Below are 23,043 nucleotides of genomic sequence, written 5' to 3'. Positions count from 1 at the left end.
ACTAGCAAAAACAAGTTGCACCAACGATAATAAGCAAGATAAACAATACGATTAGTAATGCAAATCCTCCGCCATAACCACCACAACCACTTCCATATCCTTTTTCTGCAGCCAAGATACACTCCTCCTCTCTAGAAAAAAATGAAGTTCATAAACTAGCAAAAACAAGCAGCGCCAACGATAATAAGCAAGATAAACAATACGACTAGTAATGCAAATCCTCCGCCATAACCACAACCACTTCTATATCCTTTTTCTGCAGCCAAGATATTCCCCCCCGATCCTATAACAAAGATGCGTTTCATAATAACTAACAGAAGTTCTATTAATTTAACTCGTAATGAAAACAAGCTAACAGAAAAATAATTTTTCATTGCAGTCATGTTGTACTTGCTTATCACTACACTGACACTATATGTATTGGGCTGTAAACGGTTATGTGCTTTTATATCAACTTTTCCATTTTTGAGGAAAATGTCATTGACCATTTTTAAAATCGTTATATTTATATTAATAATTTTATAACCCACATTTAAATTTAATCATTCGTATCTTTTTCTCTACTTTGACGATTTGAAATCATTATCTTCTTAATCCATACTATTTTCACTAAGTAATTAATATATTATTTCAAGTTCTCTATGACTTACCCATATCTTATATTGTGTGTAACTGAACCCTTTGCTGAATCCCTTGGTATCATTGAATTTATAACACTTTCTTTTTTGAGTTACATAGTACAAAATTTATGAGTAACTGTAAGGAATACCACCACATTGCTACCAAGCTAAGAATATGAATTTTATCAATCCGTGTTTTTCTTTTGCATATTGGCTAGTATAGAACAAAAGGTTATCAAATGCCGAGGGAACTCTCAGCAGATGATAACCCTTTGAACTAGCGTATCAATAATTTAATTAGATAACCTCACAAATATATTATTGAACCACCCCAAATACATTAATTTCAGCGGCACTTGTCCATGGATTGTTGTTTACCTCGCTTAATGCACGTAGTTTAATATAACGACCTGTCTTGTTTACAAAGCTGACCTCTTTCAAGTTAATATTGTTTGCAAAAGCACCTATGGATACCGCTGTTCCCCAGTTTACTCCATCACTACTGACGTAAAACTCATAGTCCTTAATCGTTCCATTTATTTGGCCGTCTTGCCTTGGCAAGTAGCTGAATTTGGAGAGGTTATAAGTTGCACCTAAATCAATTTGAATCTCGTGCGGCATTGGAGCTACGGGGCTCCAGTTTGTATGCCAAAATGTGTCTTTGTTTCCATCAAAGGCATACGTACCTAAATTGTACCAATTATAACTATCTACATATTTTAGTGTCCAGTTTGTTTGCGGAATTAAACTAGCTTCTTTTGTTGTGACTGCTACATTCATAGCAGAATTACTTGTACTTGTCGTTGTAATCGTTACTCCTGATTTTTCTCCCGTGTAGGTATTACTATTCGGATTAGTGTCTGGACCAAAGGTAGCAGCATGATTTTGATTCGTGTAATAGAACGGGTCTTGGTATTCACTGACTGATTGTTCTATATCAATGAAAGGATGCGGATCACTGGAATTATTATTCATGGATTCATCAATATGCCAAACTGCAATACCACCAGAATTTGTTGGTAAGCTCGCATCATACCCAACCTTTGCGCGATTCTCAACTAAAAAATACGTATTATCCTTTAAAGGAATCTTTAACACATTATAATTATTTGGGATAGCATTTAGAGTAAAGTTATTAGTGGTATTTACTACATTTGGTGTTACAAATCCTAATTTTACTTTTGACCAAGCATCCATATGACCCGGTGTAGCTCCATAATCTTCTCCTTGTAGACTATTCCAAGATCCATTACCCATTATACTTAGGCTACCCACACGATTATTATCACCATATAGATCTGGCAGGCCAAAGGAATGACCTAACTCATGAGCAGGGATACCAATTGTTGCCATATGACCATATTGTTTTTCACCCTGCGCCGTATACATGCCTGATACCGTAACACCATCGTGATTTGTATTTGGAGCATACGACTGATGTGCCCAAATATAAGGAAGTGGAGCACCAGGAGCAGCCTGTTCATTACCAGCAAGAAAACTTACAATGTAGAAGCCATCTTTAGAGTCAATGACTTGATCATTATTAGTATCAAGACTAGCAAAATTCACTTGAGAATCAGCTTTAGCGAGTGCATCTGTTATAACCGTACCCATACTTTTTCCCGATGTACTCGGATGAGCGTAATCTAATTTCACTTTAACCACTCCATCATTTTGAGTACCATATGTTTCAGGAGCTGGAGTTATCTGTACTTTTCCGTTACTTACTTCATTATAGTAATTCTTAACTGACTTTTGATTTGTAGAAAAGAATTTGTTACTCCAGTCGTTATCGTTATATGCAATATCAACATCTGTAAACCCAATTAACAAAACAAGTAATTTTTTGGTTCCTACAACTGGAGTGACAGTTCCATCAATATTTTTTGGTGATTCTTTTTGTAATTTATTCATGTGCACCTGTTTTTTCTTTGCTTGAGGGTTGTATTTTTTTATCCACTTATTCAAATTGTCCTCATTTAACGCCATTGAAGGCTTCTTATCGATTTTATATTTTGTACCCGTTGATATCAGTTCATCTGATGTAAGCTCAGCGTAATTCCAATATCCCTTCTGATCTTGTAAAAGTATGTCGCCATCCTTTGTACTTACCCAGTGGAACCATTCATCTCCATGTAACGTGCCTTCAAAAGTTTCGCCTGACGGCTGCTTCATTTTGACAACTCCCTCGTATGCAGGTGCGGCAAAAGCGTTCGTTTGAACATACAAAACACAAATCAAAGAAAAAACGAACATGAACAGGAACTTTAAAATTCTTTGCATAAACATTCCCCCTTTTTCAATTGTGTGTGAAATATTCTGTTGATAGCCAGACTAGATTCATACATGGAATAGATTGAAAGATACATTTGTATAACACTAACAGAATACCTTTAATTATAATTACAGGAAATTGAAAAAATGTTAATTTTTCATCCAGATAAATATTTTCTCAAGATTATCCAATAAAACAGGATTGATAATGGTAGTTCTTCAGAGAACTACTGATTTTCTGCCTAAAATGTGTCTTAACGTAACATGCGAATTTTTTTGATGTGGCGATCCCATCGCAATCAGGCTAAGGTTTTAAACTATCCCAAAAGAAAAAGCAATGATTAAATTTTAAACCTAGTCATTGCCTTATCCATTGCATCTTGATTTACACCTATATAACGTAACGTGACCTTCTCTGACGAGTGATTAAATATCTCCATGAGCAATCTATGTTTTTCGTTTGCATGTACATGTGAGACCCGTATGTTTTTCTCAATGTATGTGTTCCTATTTCATCTAATCCAAACTCTGCCACTGCTCCGCTTAATATCTTATATGCCATACTACGACCAATTGGACGATTCCTACCTTGTCTACTTTGCAATAAATACTCATTATCTTCCCTTTCTTCGATAAACCATTTAAGCTCTCTTTTCAGTGCTGCAGTAATTTGTATTCGTTTCTGTTTCCCAGTTTTCATTTCTCTCATAGATATATGACTACTTTTAACATCTCCTACCTTCAATTTCAAAATGTCCGAGATTCTCAGGCCTGTATTGATTTTCATAATGAAGAGGATGTAATTGCGTAAGCTCTTTTCCTTAAAATACTCTTTAAGCTGCTGTATTTGTTCTGGATCACGTATTGGCTGAACAAAATTCATTATTCATTACCTCCAGTTTCTTCAGTCTCATAAACTTCTAATCTAAGAGCAAAAGCAAGTTTATAAAATACTCTAGCCTTAACACGTCGATAAGTACGCTCACTCATGCCGATTTCGTTATATACCATATAATCACATACATCTTCATCTTCTAGATAACGCTTAATGATGATGTCTCTTTGCTCCCTTCCTGCACGCCCATTACCCAAACGACTAAGAAACTGGTCAATACGAAATGATGTTTGCTTAATCCATTCTTCTCTTTTACTTTGTTGAATATTAGCCATCGCTACATCTTCTAATGGCTTTCCTACATCATTTGTAGATCCGTGATATCTAATTTCATAAGAAGGAGTAACTTTCATTTCTTCACGCATCATTCCAAACTGTCTATATAAATGTACATTTTCGAGAGCACCTTCTAATTTTTTCTGCGTTGCTACTCTATCGATTTTTGGTAAGAAAAATAATTGTTTAGTCATGTAAGACCACTCCTTTTTATTTTTAAATTATTTTTGTCTTAATGCTCCGTGTCTTCGTTCATAACAAGGTCTATGTATTCCCATTAAATCACCAATTTCACGAGTACTTAATTTCTCTTTTTGTTTTTTCTTATTTTTCTTCTTTCCTTGCTTGGATTGCTTTTTCCACTCGCGTAATTGTTCTTTTAGTGCCCTCATATTTCCCCATCCCTCTTTTCAAAATAAAAAGAACACCTATTCCTAAAACAGCTTTAATTGCTGCTTTAATGAATTGGTGCCCTCTAGTTTTCTAGCCGGACTATATTCTGTTTGTTTTACTTTAAAAGGATTATTTTGTTAAAAAATTCATTCTAACTTATAAACACTATCTTTTTCTTATATTTCCCATTAAAATTTAATAGAAATATTCCGATAACAAAGGAGCAACCTATGAAACATAATATAAATCTATGGTCCTTTATTTTTTCATTCGTTTGTATTGCTTGTTTTCTTTTATATCTTGAAGTATGTACACCTGAAATAAATGCATCTTTTATAAACGCCGTTTATTTTCACCCTTTATTTTTCGTACTCATTTTTTCAATAGGAACTTTTTTTGCTGGTATTAAAGGATTCTCTAAAGTAGATAATTGGATATCAATGCTTAGAAGCATAGTAACAGTTCTACTAACAATGTTATTATCAGTGTTTTTAACACTAACTTTGATTGTGGGCTATGCATTAAGTTAATCGTAGTTCTTCACGAATAAAAACCAATATTCCGTCAATACTGTAGACACATGGTTATCTTTCTCCGATTTCCTTATATAAGCAGTTAGCTTTTGCTAGCTGCTCTTTATTTGTACAAGGTACTCAATTGACTGGCGCACATATAATATCCTGAGTTCCTTTCTTTATAAAATAGTCGTTATAAAATGAGACTCGTCACGAGAGCACTTTACTAAGTGCTCTTTTTATATTCCAACTTAATACAAAATGAAAGTTTGATTAAGCTTATTTTTACTACCGCATAACATGTTTAATTCTGCTTATAATATAGTTGTAACTTAAAGTTACATATCATTTACTTGTAGGGCCTAATCTTCTTTTGTACAACAAGCAGTTAGCTAATTAAGCTGGCTGCTTTGTTGTGCAAAATGAAGTTTTTATACGATTTTAAACACATTTAAAAATAAATTCATATGATATTATTCCTCTCTTTTACAAAATGGATTTTGGTCAGAAGAGCACTTTTACAAAGTGCTCTTTTCCCATGGAATTAAAGCTCTACAAAATAGAGTTTTTGTTCAAATTAACGATCATACAATTGGACGGATTTACTAGTATTTTTACCAAAAAATTCATGATATGGTTAATTAGTCAAGTACGTCATTACTTGGCACTTCCCCTTAGAAGCCCCGCGGACAATCGGGGTTTCTTTTATCAATATATATTTGTCAAAATAGTTAGTTGAGTGTTAAAATATCATAGATTCTCCTTAGGGAGTTTTCATGTAATTAAACAAGAGTTTACAAGTTCTCGAATCTTCGCCCCTTGGAGCGCCCTTCAAGGGGCTGAACTAATTAAAATAACGATTTTGTTCACTTTTTTGATACATTTATGAAACATTCACATGTTATCTTCAATATGTTCTATTCTTTTTGAAAAACCATGTGAGAATACCAAAACAAGAAGCCCTAAATCTAGGGCTTCTTGTTTTCAAATAAGGATTTTGTTAAAAACTACACATTTATTAAGAACATGCATAAAATATAATGTGGTATTCTTTTTCAATATTATTTTTTATCCGAGAGCGCCTTGAATGGCGCTCTTTAATTTCTAAATAACATTTTCAGGTAATTACGAGAGCGGATTTTATTATGTCGTACAAGCACTACTTCACTTTATTAAATAGACTATATAGATATCTAAAAGAAGGGAGCTTTAAATTCATATGGCTGATTACTTTTATAAAGATGGTAAAAAATATTATAAAAATCAATCGCATTCCAACAATCAAAAAAACAACTGTTTTATTGAAACTCATACGATAGCTGGTTCTGTAGAAAATGCAAATGGGAATATACCTGTATCTGTTTTCCTTGAAACCACCGCTCCACAAACTGTATTTGAGGATTTTACAAACAATCATAATAAAACATTAATTCAGTTATTCGTTGTCGGTATGAGTGCACCCGTTCAAGTAACTATTCTAACAAGAAGATCTAACGTACCAATTACTACTACATTACAACCTGTTCAAACAAAAATATTTCAAGTTGAAGATTTTCAAAGTCTTACTCTTACAAAGCAAGAAGGTTCTACTAGTGTAGTTAGTTTATTTGTTCAAAAAACATTCTGTATATGCTGTAACGATAATAACGATTCATGTGATAAATATTACCACGAATGTAATTGATAGATTAAATCACCAGAAGAACCCTTTATATAAAGGGTTCTTCTCCTTTAACTCCCCCACATTTTCCGGTTTTTATTAAACTAACTATTTTGTTAAAAATCTTTCTTCATTCTTTTTAGATCAAGTAACATATCTTACTAGATAAGGATATATTCCACAAAATTTTGAAAGGAGGACTTTTTATTAACACTACTTTAATTTCTCATTTTTATAACGAAGAGTATCTGCTTCCGTGGTGGTTAATGCACCACACAAAATTATTTGATCATGGCATTCTTATTAATCGTGGGTCTACTGATCGTTCGGTTGAATTATGCAAATTATTTGCACCTCATTGGGAAATCCGTGAATCAAAGGTACTAGAGTTTGATGCCATTTTAGTTGATCAAGAAGTAATGAACATAGAAAAAGAAATTACGGGATGGAAAATGGTACTAAATACCACTGAATTTCTTTGCTGTGTTGATAAGGAAGCCTTTTTCTCATCTCTTGCCAATTTAGGGCAAAAGATGTATGCTATTAGAACTATTCTGATGGTGGATGACCCTGCTCACGGTTATACCAATCCCAGATACGGAATTCCCCTTGTCAAACAGCGTTATCATGGGAGAATAATCCCTCCTAATCCACCTGCTCCATACTATGGTGGTAGATTAATCCACCATTATTCGCATGGTAACTATTGGGCAGGGCGACATTGGTCACCTCATCCATTTATCGTTTACATGTATCCTGCTTTCATTTTAAAATTCTTTTACAGTCCCTGGAATACTGCTATGAAAAACCGAAAATTACAAATTGGGCCTACTCTTTCTAAACATAGCATCCAGCGTGGCTTAGGTACTCATCATCTGGCAACACTAGATAAATTAGAAAAAAATTATATACACTTTACAACCTCAACTACTGATCTTCGGTTAAACCCGGAATATCAAGTTTTATTTCCAGATTTATGTTTTCCTAACTTACAGTAATGTCCTTAAAAAAACATTCATATATATTTATCAGATGCACTTTGAAATCCCAGAGTATCGAATACTTTTATGAGTCGACTGACCAACAATATTCGATTTATCTTTAAAAATTTATTAAAAATAACTTAGATACAAAAAAGCTACGTTTTATATAGGATAAAAATTTTTTTACGCAAAGGAGCTTGATTATTTGTGAATTTCCAAAATGATAACAACTCTAACATTCACAAACCTTGCACTTGTCCATCCCCCACGGCTAATAGTTTAAATGTTGTTCAAACTACCCCATCAATAGTTTCTGTAAATTCCGCGATTCCACTAGATACCGTGGTAAATTCTAATGGTACAGCAATCTCGTTCACACCACCAACAACTGTTTTACTTGAAGGTGGAAGAACCTATTTGGCAATCTATGAAGTACAAGTTATCATTCAACCAGGAGGTAATTTGGCAGGTATCACTATGTATCTTAATAATAATCCAATCATTGGATCTGGTACTTCTCTGGGATATACTGCAGGATTCACTTCTGTATCAGCACCCGCAATTTTCACTACACCTTCAGGTATAACAAGTACTCTTACTATTAATGTAGGACCATATTCTAATACATTAAATACATTGGGCTTGACTCTTGCTGTTGTAGCATTAACATAGTTAAATCTAATACTTTCTAAAATAAATTTCTTTGTCCTTTAACTGCGGTTTGGAGTTAACCTCTTAGAACTCACTATAACTACATATAGAAAAAGATTATTATCTAAAATCAATAGTATTGGGTGACTCGGCTGACACAATTGCTGAGTCACCCATTTTTTATAATAAATTAACGCTTTTGTTTAGTTCTAATTTTTATAGTTAGATTAGATAAATTTATTTCTTATTATCTCAAAATACAATCACACCCAATTCATATCATGCATCTACTGGATATAATCTGCTATTCTTAGAGAGGATGATATACATATGTCTAGAAAAGACAGATTCAATTCACCTAAAATAAAATCTGAAATTTCAATTTCTCCCGACCTAGTCGGGCCTACTTTCCCACCAATCCCATCATTTACTCTGCCTACTGGAATTACCGGACCTACTGGCAACACTGGGCCTACCGGCGACACTGGACCTACCGGACCCACATTTAACATTAATTTTCGTGCAGAAAAAAATGGTGCACAGTCTTTTACTCCTCCTGCAGATATTCAAGTATCGTATGGTAATATAATATTTAATAATGGTGGAGGGTATTCTTCAGTAACGAATACATTTACAGCCCCTATAAATGGTATCTATTTATTCAGTGCCAATATAGGATTTAATCCAACTTTAGGTACGACTTCTACTCTAAGAATAACTATAAGAAAAAATTTAGTATCCGTTGCTAGCCAAACAATAGATATACAATTTTCTGCAGCAGAAAGCGGAACTTTAACTGTAGGCAGTAGTAATTTTTTTTAGTAGCGCATTATTACCATAATGAAAATCTTAAAATATAATAGCTACAACAAATCTCATACATATAGGAGGACCTTAATGATTCTAGCTCAAGAAAAGAACATAAAATTAATTATGCATTTTCTTACCTTATTATCTTTTTTTATTCTTATTTTCTTTAGCATCACAATTTTTTATATACCGTTGATTTTTTATTTTGTATACAAATCACAAAACATTCAAAAAAAATATCCTTGAAGCTGTGTTTTATCAACTATTCATTTGGATAATTACAGTAATTTGGAATCTCTTCGCAATAAGAATCTTAATGCTATCCTTGTCTAATTTAGACTTGACTTCAAATAATACTTTGATTATTTTCGGCATAGCTCCTTTATATCTAATACTGTTCCTTTTGTTAATTTTCGGGCCTATAAAAGGGATTTTATATGCGCTACAAGAAAAAGAGTTTCATTATCCTATTATTTCTAAATGGATTAACAAATAAAATCACGTGTAGAAGAATTCAGAGTTTTACTGAATTCTTTTTTTATGGACCTTTCAAAGTCTTTTACATATTCCTCCGTTCCTTCTTTTAAATAAAATCCAAATTCTATACCAATTAATTGACTTATATTTAATTTTTTGGGATTTCATAATAATATTTACCTATAAAATCATTACCCTTATATAAGGAGCCATGAGCCTTTCCACTCATGGCTCTTTTTTATTACGATTTTCATTTCACATCTACACGATTTTGACTAGCTTCTCGACTAAATCCGTCTGGATATCTTGTTGCTAATTTAGATATATTCATTTGAGCAATATCTCCTAGGGTATATTCCCTTTCGTGAGACATGATTGAAATGTAGTACAAGATGTCCCCTATCTCTAAAGCGATTTTATGTGTATTTCCTTCTTCTTTTCCTGGACAATAAGCTGGATCAAATCCATGACCATGAAAAATTGCTTTTTTTACAACATCAGCAACCTCACCAACTTCTCCCGTAAGCCCTAATGCTGCATTTAAAACAACTCTACCAAAATCGTTATTTGTATTCCATGTACATAATGTCGCTTCTTGATATTGATCTAATTCACAAATTTGATTGATATTCATTACAGCTTGTCATTCCATTGATTCACTAACTAATCTGGTTGTTTCATATACACCGTTTTCCATAGCGTTCATTTTATTTTCCCCTTTCTATTTAGCAAATTCCTAATCCTTTTTGAGGTAAGTTCGATGACTGGTATAAATCTTCAAATTCATTTATCTAATTTACATCTGTTAACTGAAATTCAATAAGATATTCTCTTTCTCCCAAATTTCGTTTTAATCTTTCTAAGTCTTCATTGCTTATTACAAATCGCTTTGAACTAACGATTGATGGATTCATTTGAACATCACGAACACATGCTGATATCGTAAATTCTTGTTCTATATTATTTTTTATAATCCATATTTCATCTCCAATATGCAGATTGTATTTTTGCATAAAATAAATCGGTACACCTATTTCCCCTTTACTAATCTGTATCACTTTATTATTTAAATCTAATAAAAAATTAAAATTAGCGTTTTGTTTCACGGAACTAATATCTATTACGCTATTATGTTCGCCTTATTTTTATTTTGTATAAAAATGTTATACCCGTTTACTTGTACTTGGATCATCTCTGCCGTTTGCTACTTTTTTACAAAAGGAGTTTTTTCTACAAATGAATCCATTGACTTTTGATTTATTTCTCCGGTATGAATCTGTACGACGTGCGGTGCGCTTGATACTTTAAACAATCGATCATAGATTTATAACGTTACTTGAAGCACTAGCCATTAAAAACTTGATAACTTGATAAACATAAATAAAATGATAATTATCATTTTATTTTTAGAGAAATCTCTTTTTAACATTCTCCTAATCATATGAAGCTAGTTCCCTTCATTTCTTAATATTTTCTTCGTCACTATAGCTATTAATATCATTATGAAACTAATAGCAAATATAGGTAAATAAATTTTCGTACTGAATCCTTCAAACATAAAACCATATACGACTTGCCCAATTGGTGCCATACATTGAGATACCGCTGTTATAATTGCCATCACTTTTCCTAGATTTTCATTTGGTGTTTTCTTTTGGACTACAGTAATCACATAGATGGATACAATTGTCATAATCATTGCGATTAAAAGAGAAGAAAGTATAAAGAGGATAAATGGTGGATAGTATCCTAAATTAAGAATAAACGGTGTAACTGATAGTGCCACTGGCATTACTAATAAAGCTATGATAAGCATCCAATTATATAATGTTTTCATCTGTAACTTTTTAGCAAAGAAACCGATTGACAATGCCCCTAATATGGTTGCAAAATCAATTAATCCCATTCCAATTCCATACATCGTATCGCTACTCTGCATAGTTACTCGTAACATAATAGGTCCCCCAACAACAAATAACGGTGTCAAAATTAAGTTTAGTAAAGCTGCAAGTAACATAGCCTTCAAAATAAAAGGTTGCTTTAAAACATAAAGAAAACCTTCTTTCATATCTTTTACAATTGTCGGTACGATATGGCCTTCCTGTATTCTTTTTATAAATGGTATTGTAATAAACATTTCTAAAATCGCAGATAAAAAGAAAGCAAGACAACTTGTTATTACGAGCATTTTCAAACCAATTATGCCGTATAATATTCCTCCTAGTACAGGTGCAACTATATTAGATAATGCTTGCACACCATTTACGATACCGTTTGCTTGTTCTAACTTTTTCTCTGGAACTAATTGCGGAATACTCGCCATTACAACTGGTGCGTACATTGCACTAATGACTGCTAGTAAAAACATAATTGTTCCAATCAATAAAATAGATACCGATTCAGTTAATAACAAAACTATAAAACTTAATACAATAGCAGCGTTTATAAAATCAAAAATGACCATTACATTACGGCGGTTGAAACGATCTGCTATTGCTCCGCCAAGAGGTGCTAGCAGAAACGGAATACTCGTTACCGCATATAACCCTGCGAATATATCTGCACGCCCTGTTATATCTAGCACATATAGTGAGAGAGCAAAACGTAATAGTGTTGAACCTAAAATAGTAATAATTTGACCACTTACCATTAAGTGAAAATCTTTCAAGGAAGATTGAATACTTGCTGGCATCCTCATCACATCCTTCATTTAGTTAGACCGACTGCTGGTCGATAATACTCAAACAGAAAATCACTATTTCTGTTTAATTAAAACTTCCATCATATAATCAAAAGATTCCTCTTTCGCTCCGACAGATGCTTCCATCATTTTGATATAAGCTTTAGCTCTGTTTATCATTTCTTCCGGTTTCCACTGGAATAAACCATCATCAAATATGACTTGTGCTGAAGAGAGTAATAATTCAATTGTTTCTCGTGGGTATGGAGTAGAAAATATGCCTTCTTCTATTCCTTGCTCTAAAACTTCCGTTAATACAGGAGATAAATGTATAATGGATTGTACTAAACTTTTCTGATGCATTTCTGCATTATTCGGTTGATGGAATTGTTCAATCATTTTTTCTTTTACATCTCCTGATTTTGGTGATTGTTCCATTAAAATTTGAAATAACTTATCTAAAACGGGGATATCGGGATTGGAGACAATCCTTTTCGCCTTAGTGACATCCTCTTTAATAATCCTCATAATGATTTCATCCATTACTTCCTCCTTCGACTTAAAATAATGATAAAACGTCCCCTTTGCTATACCTATTTCTTTTAAAATGTCATTTACGGTTGTTTTCGTATAACCTTTTGTAAGAAACAAACGCTCAGCTGTTTCTAAAATTTCCTTTCTACGCTCCTCATACTCCTTTACAATTCGCATTCAAGTTCTCCTTCCCACCTGACCGACTGTCGGTCTATTAAAATTATATGTTTAGTTTGCAAAAAGTTTCCTATTATTGTATATACAACATCCTACTTTCTATTTCCTTTATAAATTTTTATTTTTTAACGTACGCTCAATTTGTTTAAAACGTATCTCATGTTTTTTATCGTCATCTTTCATTTTAGGAAAAGAACGATGCCCTCCGCTTGATCCTATTTTTCTCGATTCTTCATCCAGACGCACAACACTTTGTAGTTTTTCAGCTCCTTCACCACGAGTCAGCGCATCTCCTTTACATCGATGACTTCAAAAAATGACAATTGATTCATACGACACGGTTCCCCTCCGTTCAATCTATGTTCTTATCAATGGAGTATTTTGTTGAGTTCCAATATGTAATATTGCATATTTTGTACTTTTAATTTTTGCACATGCGATAATTTATTTATAAAAATATAAATTATTAATAAGGGTGATTTATATGAGCAAGTTCCGAAAGAAAATGATTAAATATTTGCAAACATTTTGGGGATGCTTAGCATTTGGTGTATTAATGTTTGCTATCTTCTTAATTACGGATTTAACAGATGCATCTTTAAATACATTAGGCTGGAGAGACTGGCTAGGTTCTGTAGCAGGCGCAACCATTTTATCTGTTGGAATGTTTACTTTAAATAAATTGAATTTAAAATAAATATTCGGTCAATACTGTATGTAGGCTGTATGCCAACATTCATTTAAAGTAGTCTTCTCTGTATCTCCTTGTATTGAGCAGTTAGCTTTTGCTAGCCGCTCTTTTATTTTGTTCCGGTTCTTGCCTCTTAAAGAACTCTTTATCTACTTTCCCCCAATAAGTACACATATCTATTCCCCATTGCTACAAGATGAAATCTTTATTTTGTTTTACGCGTCGCTTCTTCAATCAGCCAAGATACAATATTAAAATCATTAGCTTCACCCTTTAAAGATGTTCCGTTCCAAAAGCATTCTTTCATCACTTCAAGTAATTCTTCAACAGCTTCAATTCATCTCATATTCATTTTCTCTTTCTCCCAAATAACTATTTTGTTTTACTAATTAGCCGATTAATTTCACAAACACCTTTATCAAACATTCCACGTTTCTTCACCCCGTGAATATTTTTCAAATAAAAATACATACTATTTTCAAGCCGCCGTGTCCACGGCTAATACCTCTTTCTTTTGTTACAGCAAAAGCAGGTAGGTTCTTCACTTATCTGCTTTCTCTGTATATTTTTTAAGAAATCGAAAATAATACCAACAAGCTGTTTGAACTAGCAGCTTCACTCTTCTCGCAATGGGGATGCAAATTATCACAATTAGCTAACTCATTGAACTCACTGGCAGACAACCAAAATCGTTGTCTGCTTTTTGTATGAGATTTTTCGTTTTACATATACTACTTTTGAACCTGCAGACCAATACGAGCCATTTTTGTACTTGGGATTTCCCTTCCGGGGGATAAGTATTTTTTACTTATCCCTTTTTTGTATAGACACGTATATTTAGGGTAAAACTAATTACAAGCAGATTTTCTGTTTATGCGTAGTTCTAAATAAGATTACTTTTTCTCCTATTAAAGGACGGCAGGTACGACTGCTAGTCCTTTTTTCTTATTTCGCATATTATCACTACATTACCTTCATCGTCGTAAGCAATTTCCTCATAAGGATGGCAGTGTTGCTTCTCGAGTTCCTCATCGATCAAAACTAACAAATTAGTTTTCCAGTTTCCAACGATCGTACACCAATACGAGTTTAATCCTTCATAAACTTCTCTTGTTCTATTTCGATAATTGCGGAATGTGTAATGAAAATACTCGCTCGCTTCAATACCTTTTTTTAACCAAAGTGTTCTGCTGAATGATAGTAATACCCTCGCTCTAATGGTTTTGGACTATAAAATTTCCTTTATAAATTCCAAATACGGTGAATGAAATTTTTGTTTTTTTCTTGCCATCATCCTTGTTGTATACAAACAAAAAAAGAGCCACAATATTTTGCGACTCTTTTACAATTATAACTATTTAACGGCCACGTCTTTGCTGACCTTGCTTTGTACTACCTTTTTTATTACTTGGCTTATTAAATGATCGGTTATTTTCATTTCTAGAACTATTTCTCGAACTATTTCTTGAATCACTTCTCGAGCTATTTCTCGAATCACGTCTTGATTCACTTCTTGAACCCTCGCGGCTATCTCTTTGACGATTTTGACCTGATTTCTTCGGAGCCGGCTTTGGTACCGGTTTTCCATTTTCATCTACACGTTTTATCTTCGGTTGTTCGATTATTTCTCTTTGTATTGGTGCACCAAGCGTTTTTTCAATTTCTTCTAAATGTTTTTCATCTTTCGCTGCAACGAACGTAATTGCAAGACCTGATCCACCTGCACGTCCTGTTCGGCCAATGCGGTGAATATAACTTTCTACATCTTCAGGGATATCAAAGTTAAATACGTGCGTTACACCATCTACATCAAGTCCACGAGCTGCTACATCCGTTGCGATTAAGTACTGAATTTTAGCTTCGCGGAAACTCTTCATAACTCTTTCACGTTTCGCTTGAGGTATATCACCATGAAGTTCAGCACAATTATAACCTAATCCTTTTAAATTATCATAAAGCTTACTCGCTCTAACCTTTGTACGACAGAAAATAACAGCTAAAAATGGCTGATCACGATCCATAACAAAACGAAGTGCATCTGGCTTTGCACGGTCTGTCGTCTCAATGACACGCTGCTCAATTGTATCAACCGTTACTTCTTCACTTTGTACTTGAATCATTTGCGGTTCATCCATATAACGCTTCGCCAATTTTTTAATATCTTTTGGCATCGTTGCTGAGAATAACATCGTTTGTTTACTACCTGGTGTCTCATCTAAAATATCTTCAATATCATATAAGAAACCAAAATAAAGCATTTGATCCGCTTCATCTAATACAATTGTTGAAAGATTACTTAAATCAATTGTTTCACGGCGTATATGATCCAATAATCGTCCCGGTGTTGCTACAACAATATGTGTATTACCTTTTAATTTTCTCAACTGTTGCGCAACATCTTGTCCACCATATATCGCTAGTACATTAATATCTTCTCTTTGAACAAGCATTTTTTTAATTTCAGTTGTAATTTGCAGGGCTAATTCCCTTGTTGGCGCAACGATTAAAGCCTGGACATCACTACACTCTGGATCAATTTTTTCTAAAATCGGTAACACGAATGCTAACGTTTTACCCGTTCCTGTTTTCGCCTGCCCAATAATATCTTTACCTGACAGAATAACTGGAATTGCCTTCTCTTGAATTGGTGTTGCTTCTGTAATTCCATTTTCACGTAATGTATGATTAAAAGTTTCACTAATTCCTAATTCTAAAAAGTTTTTCAAATAGACCACTTCTTTTCCTTATTTTTCACATTAGCTTTCATTGTACCATTTGTTTCGCCAAATATGAAAAATAAAAAAATTCTTATCTTCTTTTTTTATATTCATCCTGTACTAGATGAACAAATTCTTTTTGCTTTTTCTCAGATTTTATTAATGCTTCCATGTTAGTAGAAGACAAAATATACTTTTTAATTTTTCTATTACTCCAAATTAAACTTGTATACTTCGGATCTTCATGTAGATTTCGAAACCACTCTAATTCACTTAATTTTGCAATATGGTGTTTCAATTTCATGTCATTTCGAGGATAAAACAAAATTATATCCATTATTACATCAAGCAATAAACTCATCTTCTCCCCTCCTATACATATATATTTCAAATTTACGGAAACATAGTTAAAGGGTGATGGAATTGAACACTACATTCATAAAGATATTTTGCATATTTTTCTTACTATATTTTCAGTCGACCTCAATTATTATGGCAAAATCTCGAACAAATGTGATAAGTGAATTTAAACAAGCTTTACTCAAAAATGATAAAAAATTAATGCAGTCATATGTAACAGAAGGAGTTGAACTACCTACTTTCCAAAAGGAAAAACCTATTCATGAAATTAAAATAGTACCATCTCCAAAAGAAGATACTACAATTCTTATTTCTTATTTCTTATTTCAAAGGCACTAATGATGAATTTACTGTCGGTTTCATTTTAGAAATAGTAACAAAAAATAATAAAATATCTCAAATCAATCAAATTTATGATGGGAATCCACTTATGAAAGAAGCTACTATCGTAAAAGAATATGAAGTGAAGTGTAAGGAACATATACTTACTCCTACAAAATTCCCGTTCGAAATTCACGAATTTCAAGGATACATTTATAACGATTACTTAAACCTCCAATACTACAATGAAGATATTAATGGGATTTTTAAAATCACTGTTTCACCAGTTCAAAACAAATTAGGCTTCTATGTACCTAGTGGAGCTAAGTTCTACAGCTTAAAAAATAATATAAAAGCATTATATAATCCTCATTTTGATTCAGCATATGAGCTTATCTTTCAGCAGAATGGTTTTCAATATACAATTGCAATTGGTAACAAACGCTATATACAAGGTAAATATAACGTAAAGGATTTAATTCAAATTGCAGAATCTATGAATCAAAAAACCAATCTTTTCTATATCAAAAAGATTGGTTTTTTATTATTTTATACAGTAAGTTTTCCTCCATGATAGCAATAATACTGTGCTGCTTTAAGACTTTTAATCCTATTTAAAGACTGTTCCGCCCTTTCTATATCTAAACAAAAATTCGGATTAGCTATAACTAATTCTTGATTCTCTTGAACCGCTGCATCTCCTGTAATTACACAGTCTAAATTCGGAAAATATAATGAAATATGCCCCGAGGTATGTCCTGGCGTTGCCACTACTTGACATTCATTATTCAAAATCATTTGACCATCATGTACTTTTTCATCGACGGAAATATGTTTTATATTTTTTAACTGTTGTATAAACCATTTGCCAAATTCTTTTTCTTCATTTGGCATACGTTCTAACATTTCTTCAGCTTGAACTAACCTCTCTGATTTTATATCACCATTAATATAGTTAGATTCAATTTCACTAGCAATAACATTAATATTTGGATATTTCACTTTAAAATCATATACAGCCCCTATATGATCGTCATCATAATGGGTAATAATTATATTCTTTAAGTTTTTCATCTCATATCCATGTTTTAATATTGCATTTTCAATTAAAGGTAAAAAACTTGGATATCCTGTATCAACTAACGTTAATTCATTATGTAATATAATTAAACTTGGATAAATACATTGTTTTTGCCCGTTAAATTCGAATTCAATTGGTAGTTCTATTATTTTCATTTTTCTTCCCCCATACCGCTTATAAAATGCATAATAATAACTAAATCATACACATACATTTTACTGTACATATCACAAATAATTTGAATCCAAATATCCATTTTGTTAGAATTCACGTTTAATGTGTAATTTCTATATAACAAAGAAAAAAGCACCCGTTATGGATACTTCCTTATCTTACCTGCTCAACTACATAAATCAAATTGGGTCTATCCGAAACCTGATATGTATAGTCTTCATTTTTATGCATATATGTTTCTATCCTATTTATCACTTTAAACATTCTGTCTGAATTCGCACTGAAACGAGATACTGAATCACATAAAACTATTGACCCTTTCTTATAAAAATTTATAATTTCATAAATATCTCGTTCTAAACAAACTTCTCCTACTTGCAAACCCTCTTTCGCTTCATAATTATAAATTCCCATTCTCATTTTCCCCTCAAATTGTATTTTTTCTTACAACATCCCCTTGTTACATAAATAATACCACGATAAAATTCTCAAACTCAAACTCATCGGCTTCATTTGAGAAAATAAAAAAGCCATCACCGAAGCGACAACTTTTAAAAAAATGGGAGAAAAGAGAGGAAAAATGGTTCGAACCAAAGTAACACCTGAAATGCTAGATGAAGTGGCTAATCTTGCAATTAATACCAGAATTACATTAGAAGCCTATGAATCACCACCGAGTAAAGAGGCTATTTAAGAATTACAAAAGTTCTCATCAATAAATGCACCCTTAGATTATTTAGAAGTAATTCAATATTGTACGAATGCAGAGATTAATGTAGAAAATGAACTTTAATACGTATTACCACCAAACGTTACCTGCGTAGTACCTTTACTTGGAACGAACACATACTATGTAACGGAACACTGTTCAAAATAATCCACATTATAATATTTTGAACAGGTATTCCCCTATTTTTATGGAAATATATAATTAAGAAAAACAATAAAATTGATTAATCTTTCACTTCTTTGTCCATCCTTTTAAAAAATCTATGTTTTGTAAAAGGAGTGTTTATATGGAGAAACAGACACTTTGGAAAAAGTTCAAAAAAAGCTCTGTAAACCTCGGTAAATCTAGCGTATATGAAAGTATTATTTTATTCTACACAATGAAAAAGAAAGAATTACCTACTAAAGCGAAATTCATAATATTAGCCGCTTTATCTTATTACGTATTAACAATCGATTTCATTCCAGATATAGCTGCTATTATTGGGATTGGCTTATTAGATGATGTTTTAGCAATCGCTGTAGCGCATAAATACGTTATGAGACACGCAGATGCTGAAATTCGAGAAAAGAGCAAAATAAAGATGGAGTCATTATTTACTTCAGCACAAGCATAATGAAACTATCTAGTCATTTACCTACCTTTTTACTTTCAAATAAAGCTAACTGTAATTAATGATAGTTCCACCTCACTGAATATTACTCTTCACCATGAGAGCATAGCAGAATAAATTCCTAAACAAAAGCTTTTCTCTTAGCTCTCAAACCGTAAACAAATAGGGAATCAGCACTTGTTCCTAAGTTCTGACTCCCTTTTATTTATTCTTATATCTATCTGTTATACAGTTTCATGCGTTCCCTTATATAAAACTGCTATTGCCGCTACTATAAGAATCATACCCATAAAAGCAGGTGCGGCATGACCAAGTGATACATAGATTTGTCCTCCAAGAATAGGACCAATCATTCTTGCTAAAGCTTGAATAGATTGGCTTCCACCTTGAATCCTTCCTTGTTCACTAGAACTGACAGACTTTGAAAGCATCCCGTTGAATGAAGGCCCGAAAATTGAATCCCCAAAACCATACATCAGCATCCCAGCGATAAGTAGTGGATAGAGTGAAAACAAAGCTGATGCCGCAATAAAACTGTATCCTATAATCTCCGAAACCATCCCAAGAATTGCTATTTGTTTATCACTAAGCTTGATCAAAAGCTTTGGCATGATAAAACTTTGTGAAACAATGTCTTGAAAGCCCAAAATTGAAAACATAAGTCCGATTAATGCTGGTTTCCAACTGAAAGTATCCATTGTAAATTGCGTGAAAATTGCTTGTAAAGATCCGTTAGGTATCCAAAGTAAAAACGCTGAGACAAGTAACCACTTTAAATTTTTCATGGAAAGTATGTTTGCTAGCTGTACAAAAGGATTTAACCTTACAAACGTAATCTCTTTCAACCTATTATTTTTTTCAAGGCTCTCAGGCATATATTTGATCCCATATACAACATTTATTAACGTTATGATTGCACCAAAATACATAGGTACAGTATCACCAAACTTGGCAAGTACCCCCCCAATGGTTGGGCCAATGATAGTTCCCGCACCTACAACTGCACTCACCCATCCAAAGTATTTCGTTCTCTGCTCTTTTGGAATGATGTCTGCAAAATATGCGAAGATAGTACTTATGCTCCCACCTGTTATACCTTCTATTATGCGTCCAGCAAATAGTACCCATAAAGCTCCTCCTATTCCCAAAACTAAGTACCCAATTGCAGAACCAAATAAGCATATTAAAAGTAATGGACGACGGCCATACTTATCGCTTAAAGCTCCGAGTACTGGTGCAGTTAAAAACACGCAGGCCGCATATACGGAAGTTAGTAGTGTAACAACCAATGCTTGTTCTTCCGGATTACTTGTATATGGCTGTACTAAGAATGGGACTACAGGCATGATGATACTGAAACCTATACCACAAAGAAATACAGAAATAAGTCCGAATAGTAAAGCATGTTTATCTATGCTTTTTTCAGTTCCCCTTTCATTTTTCAATCTAAATATAGACATTTAACTTCTCTCCTAAAAAAATTGTTGCTTTGTCAACAAAATAATAACTCTTTTTTGTTGATTAGTCAACAAAAATAAAATAATAAAAAAGCAGCCTATTCTCATTAGAGTAAGGCTGCCCGTAAAAGCCCGATTGGTGAGGGCTGATAATCAGTGGAGATGAAGCCCCCCCACTGATTAAAGTTTCACTTTATTATTAAAATATATTACGATTTAATATGTATACCTTGTTTCTTTATTTCCGCATCCAAATGTCTACTATACTTTTCCACAAAGCTAATTATACTGTTGAATTCTTCTTCAGTTACTTGTTCAAATACAGCTTTATCTCGCTCTTGAAACTCTTTGTGCAGATTTTCATGGATTTTATAAATTTCTTTCCCTTGTTCGGTAAGCCTAAAATAAATTTCTTTCTTATTTTCTGACTTTTGGTAGCTTTCAACAAGGCCTTTTTGTATGAGCTTCTTAGTCATTCTACTTATAGCACCGCGAGTCACATAAAAAGCCTCTGCGAGTTGTGTCACGTTAGAATCTGCATTGTTTTCAATATATTCAATGCAGTGGACTTCAGAAGACTTAAAACCTTTAAGACCCTCTTCCATCTTATCTTTATTAAGCCAAACCAGCTTATTATATAATTCCCTGAAACCGTTCATGACCTGTTCTTCTTTATTCATGCCCTACCCTCCTCACCGCTCATTAGCACATTAAAACTATTATATTAAATTTCTGCTTACGTTTCGACAATATTGAAATAATTATTATAACATTAAAGATATGTGTAAAAATAGGCGCTTAAATAAAATAATTTTTAAACAGCAAATTTTGCAAGTTTATTTCTACTTACAGTAAACGGTAGACAAAAAGTAAGAGCTAAGATCATTTCTCTTAGCTCTTCTTTCATAAAACTATTTCACTTCATTAGCGACAAAAAAGTGCTCACATACACTTGATATGCGCTGTAAGTCCACGTTCCCACCAGATATAACAGCCACTACTTTTTTCCCTTTTATATAACTATCAACTTTTCCTGCAAGAAGTGCAGCAGTTGCTAATGCACCTGCACCTTCTACAACAGCTTTCCCACGTTGTAATAAATCTTTCATCGCTACTTCCAGCTCTTTTTCTGATACAGTTACAATATCATCTACTAATTCTTTTACAATTTCAAATGTTAATTCACCTGGTATTTTAACTGCGCAACCATCTGCAATAGTAGGCGCCTCATAGTGTTCTACGATTGCTCCTTTATCGTAAGATGCCTTCATTCCATGAACATTATCTGCTTGGACACCAATTATATTAATGGATGGATTAAAAGATTTCAATGCTACAGAAATGCCAGAAATAATTCCGCCTCCACCAATTGGTACAATGACAGTATCTACATCCCACATATCATCAAGAATATCTAATCCAATTGTACCTTGACCAGCCATTACCTCTACATCATCATATGGATGTAAGTATGTTTCACCTGTTTCTCTTATAATTTCTTCACATTTTGCCTTTGCATCATCAAAGGTTTCACCATGTAAAATCACTTCAGATCCATATCCTTTAGTTGCTTCAACTTTCGCCTGCGGTGCAGAAATTGGCATAACAATTTTACTCTTAATACCGAGTAAATGAGCAGATAATGCAACTCCTTGTGCATGATTACCTGCTGAACATGCAATTACACCTCTTTCTTTTTCTTGATCCGTGAGCCGCGACATTTTATTAAATGCGCCACGAAATTTAAAAGAACCCGTTAATTGCATATTTTCTAATTTCAAATGAATTTCTCCACCCGTTTTACTAGTCAAGTAAAAAGATTTTACTAATGGCGTTTTACGAGCATTTCTATCTAGAATTTTGTGAGCTTTTTTAATATCGTCTATATGTAATGGTAGTTTTCTAGTTATCATACTGACACCTCTTCCAATGTTCTATTCCTAAGTTTTCGTAA

The 23,043-nt window shown here is 33.1% G+C and carries 22 protein-coding genes and 5 pseudogenes; 9 read left to right on the top strand and 18 right to left on the bottom strand.

What is annotated here, in order from left to right; translation table 11 throughout:
• Window position 1: 1 nt before the first annotated feature.
• From ACTL4X_RS11945 to ACTL4X_RS11920, 6 genes and pseudogenes are all read right to left on the bottom strand, one after another.
• Window positions 2-115 carry a YjcZ family sporulation protein gene (locus ACTL4X_RS11945; protein WP_000718600.1) on the bottom strand — a complete coding sequence of 38 codons (114 nt, stop codon included), beginning with the start codon at window positions 113-115 and terminating at the stop codon, window positions 2-4.
• Window positions 116-155: 40 nt separating this feature from the next.
• Complete coding sequence (locus ACTL4X_RS11940) at window positions 156-266, bottom strand: YjcZ family sporulation protein (protein ID WP_000718602.1); 111 nt, start codon at window positions 264-266, stop codon at window positions 156-158.
• A gap of 672 nt (window positions 267-938) precedes the next feature.
• Entirely contained in the window at window positions 939-2,903 is a 1,965-nt protein-coding gene (locus ACTL4X_RS11935) for a M6 family metalloprotease domain-containing protein (protein WP_001188938.1), read from the bottom strand.
• A 332-nt stretch (window positions 2,904-3,235) separates the two neighbouring features.
• Window positions 3,236-3,777 (bottom strand): annotated as a pseudogene (locus ACTL4X_RS11930) (site-specific integrase).
• On the bottom strand, window positions 3,777-4,259 hold the full coding sequence (locus ACTL4X_RS11925) for an ArpU family phage packaging/lysis transcriptional regulator (RefSeq protein WP_000166127.1): 483 nt from the start codon (window positions 4,257-4,259) through the stop codon (window positions 3,777-3,779). Before ACTL4X_RS11925 ends, ACTL4X_RS11930 begins: the two are co-directional and overlap by 1 nt.
• A gap of 27 nt (window positions 4,260-4,286) precedes the next feature.
• Window positions 4,287-4,457 (bottom strand): hypothetical protein, encoded by a 171-nt coding sequence (locus ACTL4X_RS11920; protein ID WP_001202055.1) that lies wholly within the window; start codon window positions 4,455-4,457, stop codon window positions 4,287-4,289.
• 231 nt (window positions 4,458-4,688) lie between these two features.
• On the opposite strand from ACTL4X_RS11920, the gene ACTL4X_RS11915 reads away from it, so the two are divergent.
• The 6 genes and pseudogenes from ACTL4X_RS11915 to ACTL4X_RS11890 all read left to right on the top strand — a co-directional run bounded on the left by ACTL4X_RS11915 (window position 4,689) and on the right by ACTL4X_RS11890 (window position 9,573).
• Window positions 4,689-4,988 carry a hypothetical protein gene (locus tag ACTL4X_RS11915; protein ID WP_000682208.1) on the top strand — a complete coding sequence of 100 codons (300 nt, stop codon included), beginning with the start codon at window positions 4,689-4,691 and terminating at the stop codon, window positions 4,986-4,988.
• A 1,204-nt stretch (window positions 4,989-6,192) separates the two neighbouring features.
• Entirely contained in the window at window positions 6,193-6,657 is a 465-nt protein-coding gene (locus ACTL4X_RS11910) for a hypothetical protein (RefSeq protein WP_000796395.1), read from the top strand.
• A 242-nt stretch (window positions 6,658-6,899) separates the two neighbouring features.
• Window positions 6,900-7,631, top strand: a complete 732-nt coding sequence (locus tag ACTL4X_RS11905; protein WP_000546545.1) for a hypothetical protein — start codon at window positions 6,900-6,902, stop codon at window positions 7,629-7,631.
• Between the two features lie 192 nt (window positions 7,632-7,823).
• Window positions 7,824-8,288 (top strand): hypothetical protein, encoded by a 465-nt coding sequence (locus ACTL4X_RS11900; protein WP_001010966.1) that lies wholly within the window; start codon window positions 7,824-7,826, stop codon window positions 8,286-8,288.
• A gap of 309 nt (window positions 8,289-8,597) precedes the next feature.
• Window positions 8,598-9,089 (top strand): exosporium leader peptide-containing protein, encoded by a 492-nt coding sequence (locus tag ACTL4X_RS11895; RefSeq protein ID WP_000087353.1) that lies wholly within the window; start codon window positions 8,598-8,600, stop codon window positions 9,087-9,089.
• A 75-nt stretch (window positions 9,090-9,164) separates the two neighbouring features.
• Window positions 9,165-9,573: pseudogene (locus ACTL4X_RS11890) on the top strand (DUF4870 domain-containing protein).
• Window positions 9,574-9,804: 231 nt separating this feature from the next.
• Here the strand turns inward: ACTL4X_RS11890 and ACTL4X_RS11885 are convergent.
• The 5 genes and pseudogenes from ACTL4X_RS11885 to ACTL4X_RS11865 form a co-directional block, all read right to left on the bottom strand.
• Window positions 9,805-10,260 (bottom strand): annotated as a pseudogene (locus ACTL4X_RS11885) (nucleoside triphosphate pyrophosphohydrolase family protein).
• 25 nt (window positions 10,261-10,285) lie between these two features.
• Window positions 10,286-10,995 (bottom strand): annotated as a pseudogene (locus tag ACTL4X_RS11880) (ABC transporter permease); the annotation flags it as partial.
• A gap of 6 nt (window positions 10,996-11,001) precedes the next feature.
• A complete protein-coding gene (locus tag ACTL4X_RS11875; RefSeq protein WP_001111720.1) occupies window positions 11,002-12,246 on the bottom strand; it encodes an MFS transporter in 1,245 nt (414 codons plus the stop codon).
• Window positions 12,247-12,309: 63 nt separating this feature from the next.
• The gene (locus ACTL4X_RS11870) at window positions 12,310-12,945 is read right to left on the bottom strand and encodes a TetR/AcrR family transcriptional regulator (protein ID WP_001223584.1); all 636 of its coding nucleotides are present in this window, start codon (window positions 12,943-12,945) and stop codon (window positions 12,310-12,312) included.
• Window positions 12,946-13,053: 108 nt separating this feature from the next.
• Window positions 13,054-13,191 carry a hypothetical protein gene (locus tag ACTL4X_RS11865; protein ID WP_002041130.1) on the bottom strand — a complete coding sequence of 46 codons (138 nt, stop codon included), beginning with the start codon at window positions 13,189-13,191 and terminating at the stop codon, window positions 13,054-13,056.
• 238 nt (window positions 13,192-13,429) lie between these two features.
• Between ACTL4X_RS11865 and ACTL4X_RS11860 the strand changes: the two genes are divergently transcribed.
• Complete coding sequence (locus ACTL4X_RS11860; RefSeq protein ID WP_000033159.1) at window positions 13,430-13,642, top strand: hypothetical protein; 213 nt, start codon at window positions 13,430-13,432, stop codon at window positions 13,640-13,642.
• A gap of 1,352 nt (window positions 13,643-14,994) precedes the next feature.
• Here the strand turns inward: ACTL4X_RS11860 and ACTL4X_RS11855 are convergent.
• Both ACTL4X_RS11855 and ACTL4X_RS11850 read right to left on the bottom strand, forming a co-directional pair.
• Complete coding sequence (locus ACTL4X_RS11855; RefSeq protein WP_002164545.1) at window positions 14,995-16,371, bottom strand: DEAD/DEAH box helicase; 1,377 nt, start codon at window positions 16,369-16,371, stop codon at window positions 14,995-14,997.
• 73 nt (window positions 16,372-16,444) lie between these two features.
• Window positions 16,445-16,714 carry a hypothetical protein gene (locus ACTL4X_RS11850; RefSeq protein WP_000054894.1) on the bottom strand — a complete coding sequence of 90 codons (270 nt, stop codon included), beginning with the start codon at window positions 16,712-16,714 and terminating at the stop codon, window positions 16,445-16,447.
• Window positions 16,715-16,776: 62 nt separating this feature from the next.
• On the opposite strand from ACTL4X_RS11850, the pseudogene ACTL4X_RS11845 reads away from it, so the two are divergent.
• Window positions 16,777-17,536 (top strand): annotated as a pseudogene (locus tag ACTL4X_RS11845) (hypothetical protein); the annotation flags it as partial.
• A 47-nt stretch (window positions 17,537-17,583) separates the two neighbouring features.
• Here the strand turns inward: ACTL4X_RS11845 and ACTL4X_RS11840 are convergent.
• Both ACTL4X_RS11840 and ACTL4X_RS11835 read right to left on the bottom strand, forming a co-directional pair.
• Window positions 17,584-18,270 (bottom strand): MBL fold metallo-hydrolase, encoded by a 687-nt coding sequence (locus ACTL4X_RS11840; RefSeq protein ID WP_000691157.1) that lies wholly within the window; start codon window positions 18,268-18,270, stop codon window positions 17,584-17,586.
• Between the two features lie 172 nt (window positions 18,271-18,442).
• Window positions 18,443-18,703, bottom strand: coding sequence for a hypothetical protein (locus tag ACTL4X_RS11835; RefSeq protein WP_000513521.1), 261 nt, complete (start codon window positions 18,701-18,703; stop codon window positions 18,443-18,445).
• A gap of 602 nt (window positions 18,704-19,305) precedes the next feature.
• Here ACTL4X_RS11835 and ACTL4X_RS11830 point away from each other — a divergent pair.
• Window positions 19,306-19,635, top strand: a complete 330-nt coding sequence (locus tag ACTL4X_RS11830) for a YkvA family protein (RefSeq protein WP_000415088.1) — start codon at window positions 19,306-19,308, stop codon at window positions 19,633-19,635.
• A gap of 221 nt (window positions 19,636-19,856) precedes the next feature.
• Here ACTL4X_RS11830 and ACTL4X_RS11825 read toward each other — a convergent pair whose 3' ends face one another.
• The 3 genes from ACTL4X_RS11825 to tdcB all read right to left on the bottom strand — a co-directional run bounded on the left by ACTL4X_RS11825 (window position 19,857) and on the right by tdcB (window position 23,002).
• Window positions 19,857-21,092, bottom strand: coding sequence for an MFS transporter (locus ACTL4X_RS11825; RefSeq protein ID WP_016122504.1), 1,236 nt, complete (start codon window positions 21,090-21,092; stop codon window positions 19,857-19,859).
• A gap of 206 nt (window positions 21,093-21,298) precedes the next feature.
• The gene (locus ACTL4X_RS11820; protein WP_001030904.1) at window positions 21,299-21,769 is read right to left on the bottom strand and encodes a MarR family transcriptional regulator; all 471 of its coding nucleotides are present in this window, start codon (window positions 21,767-21,769) and stop codon (window positions 21,299-21,301) included.
• A 231-nt stretch (window positions 21,770-22,000) separates the two neighbouring features.
• Window positions 22,001-23,002 (bottom strand): bifunctional threonine ammonia-lyase/L-serine ammonia-lyase TdcB, encoded by a 1,002-nt coding sequence (gene tdcB, locus ACTL4X_RS11815; RefSeq protein WP_000632955.1) that lies wholly within the window; start codon window positions 23,000-23,002, stop codon window positions 22,001-22,003.
• Window positions 23,003-23,043: the final 41 nt, after the last annotated feature.

Origin of the sequence: Bacillus sp. RE35, from assembly GCF_052146655.1 — a bacterium.
Classification (GTDB): Bacteria; Bacillota; Bacilli; order Bacillales; family Bacillaceae_G; genus Bacillus_A; species Bacillus_A cereus.
This window is presented reverse-complemented; position numbering and strand designations above follow the sequence as displayed.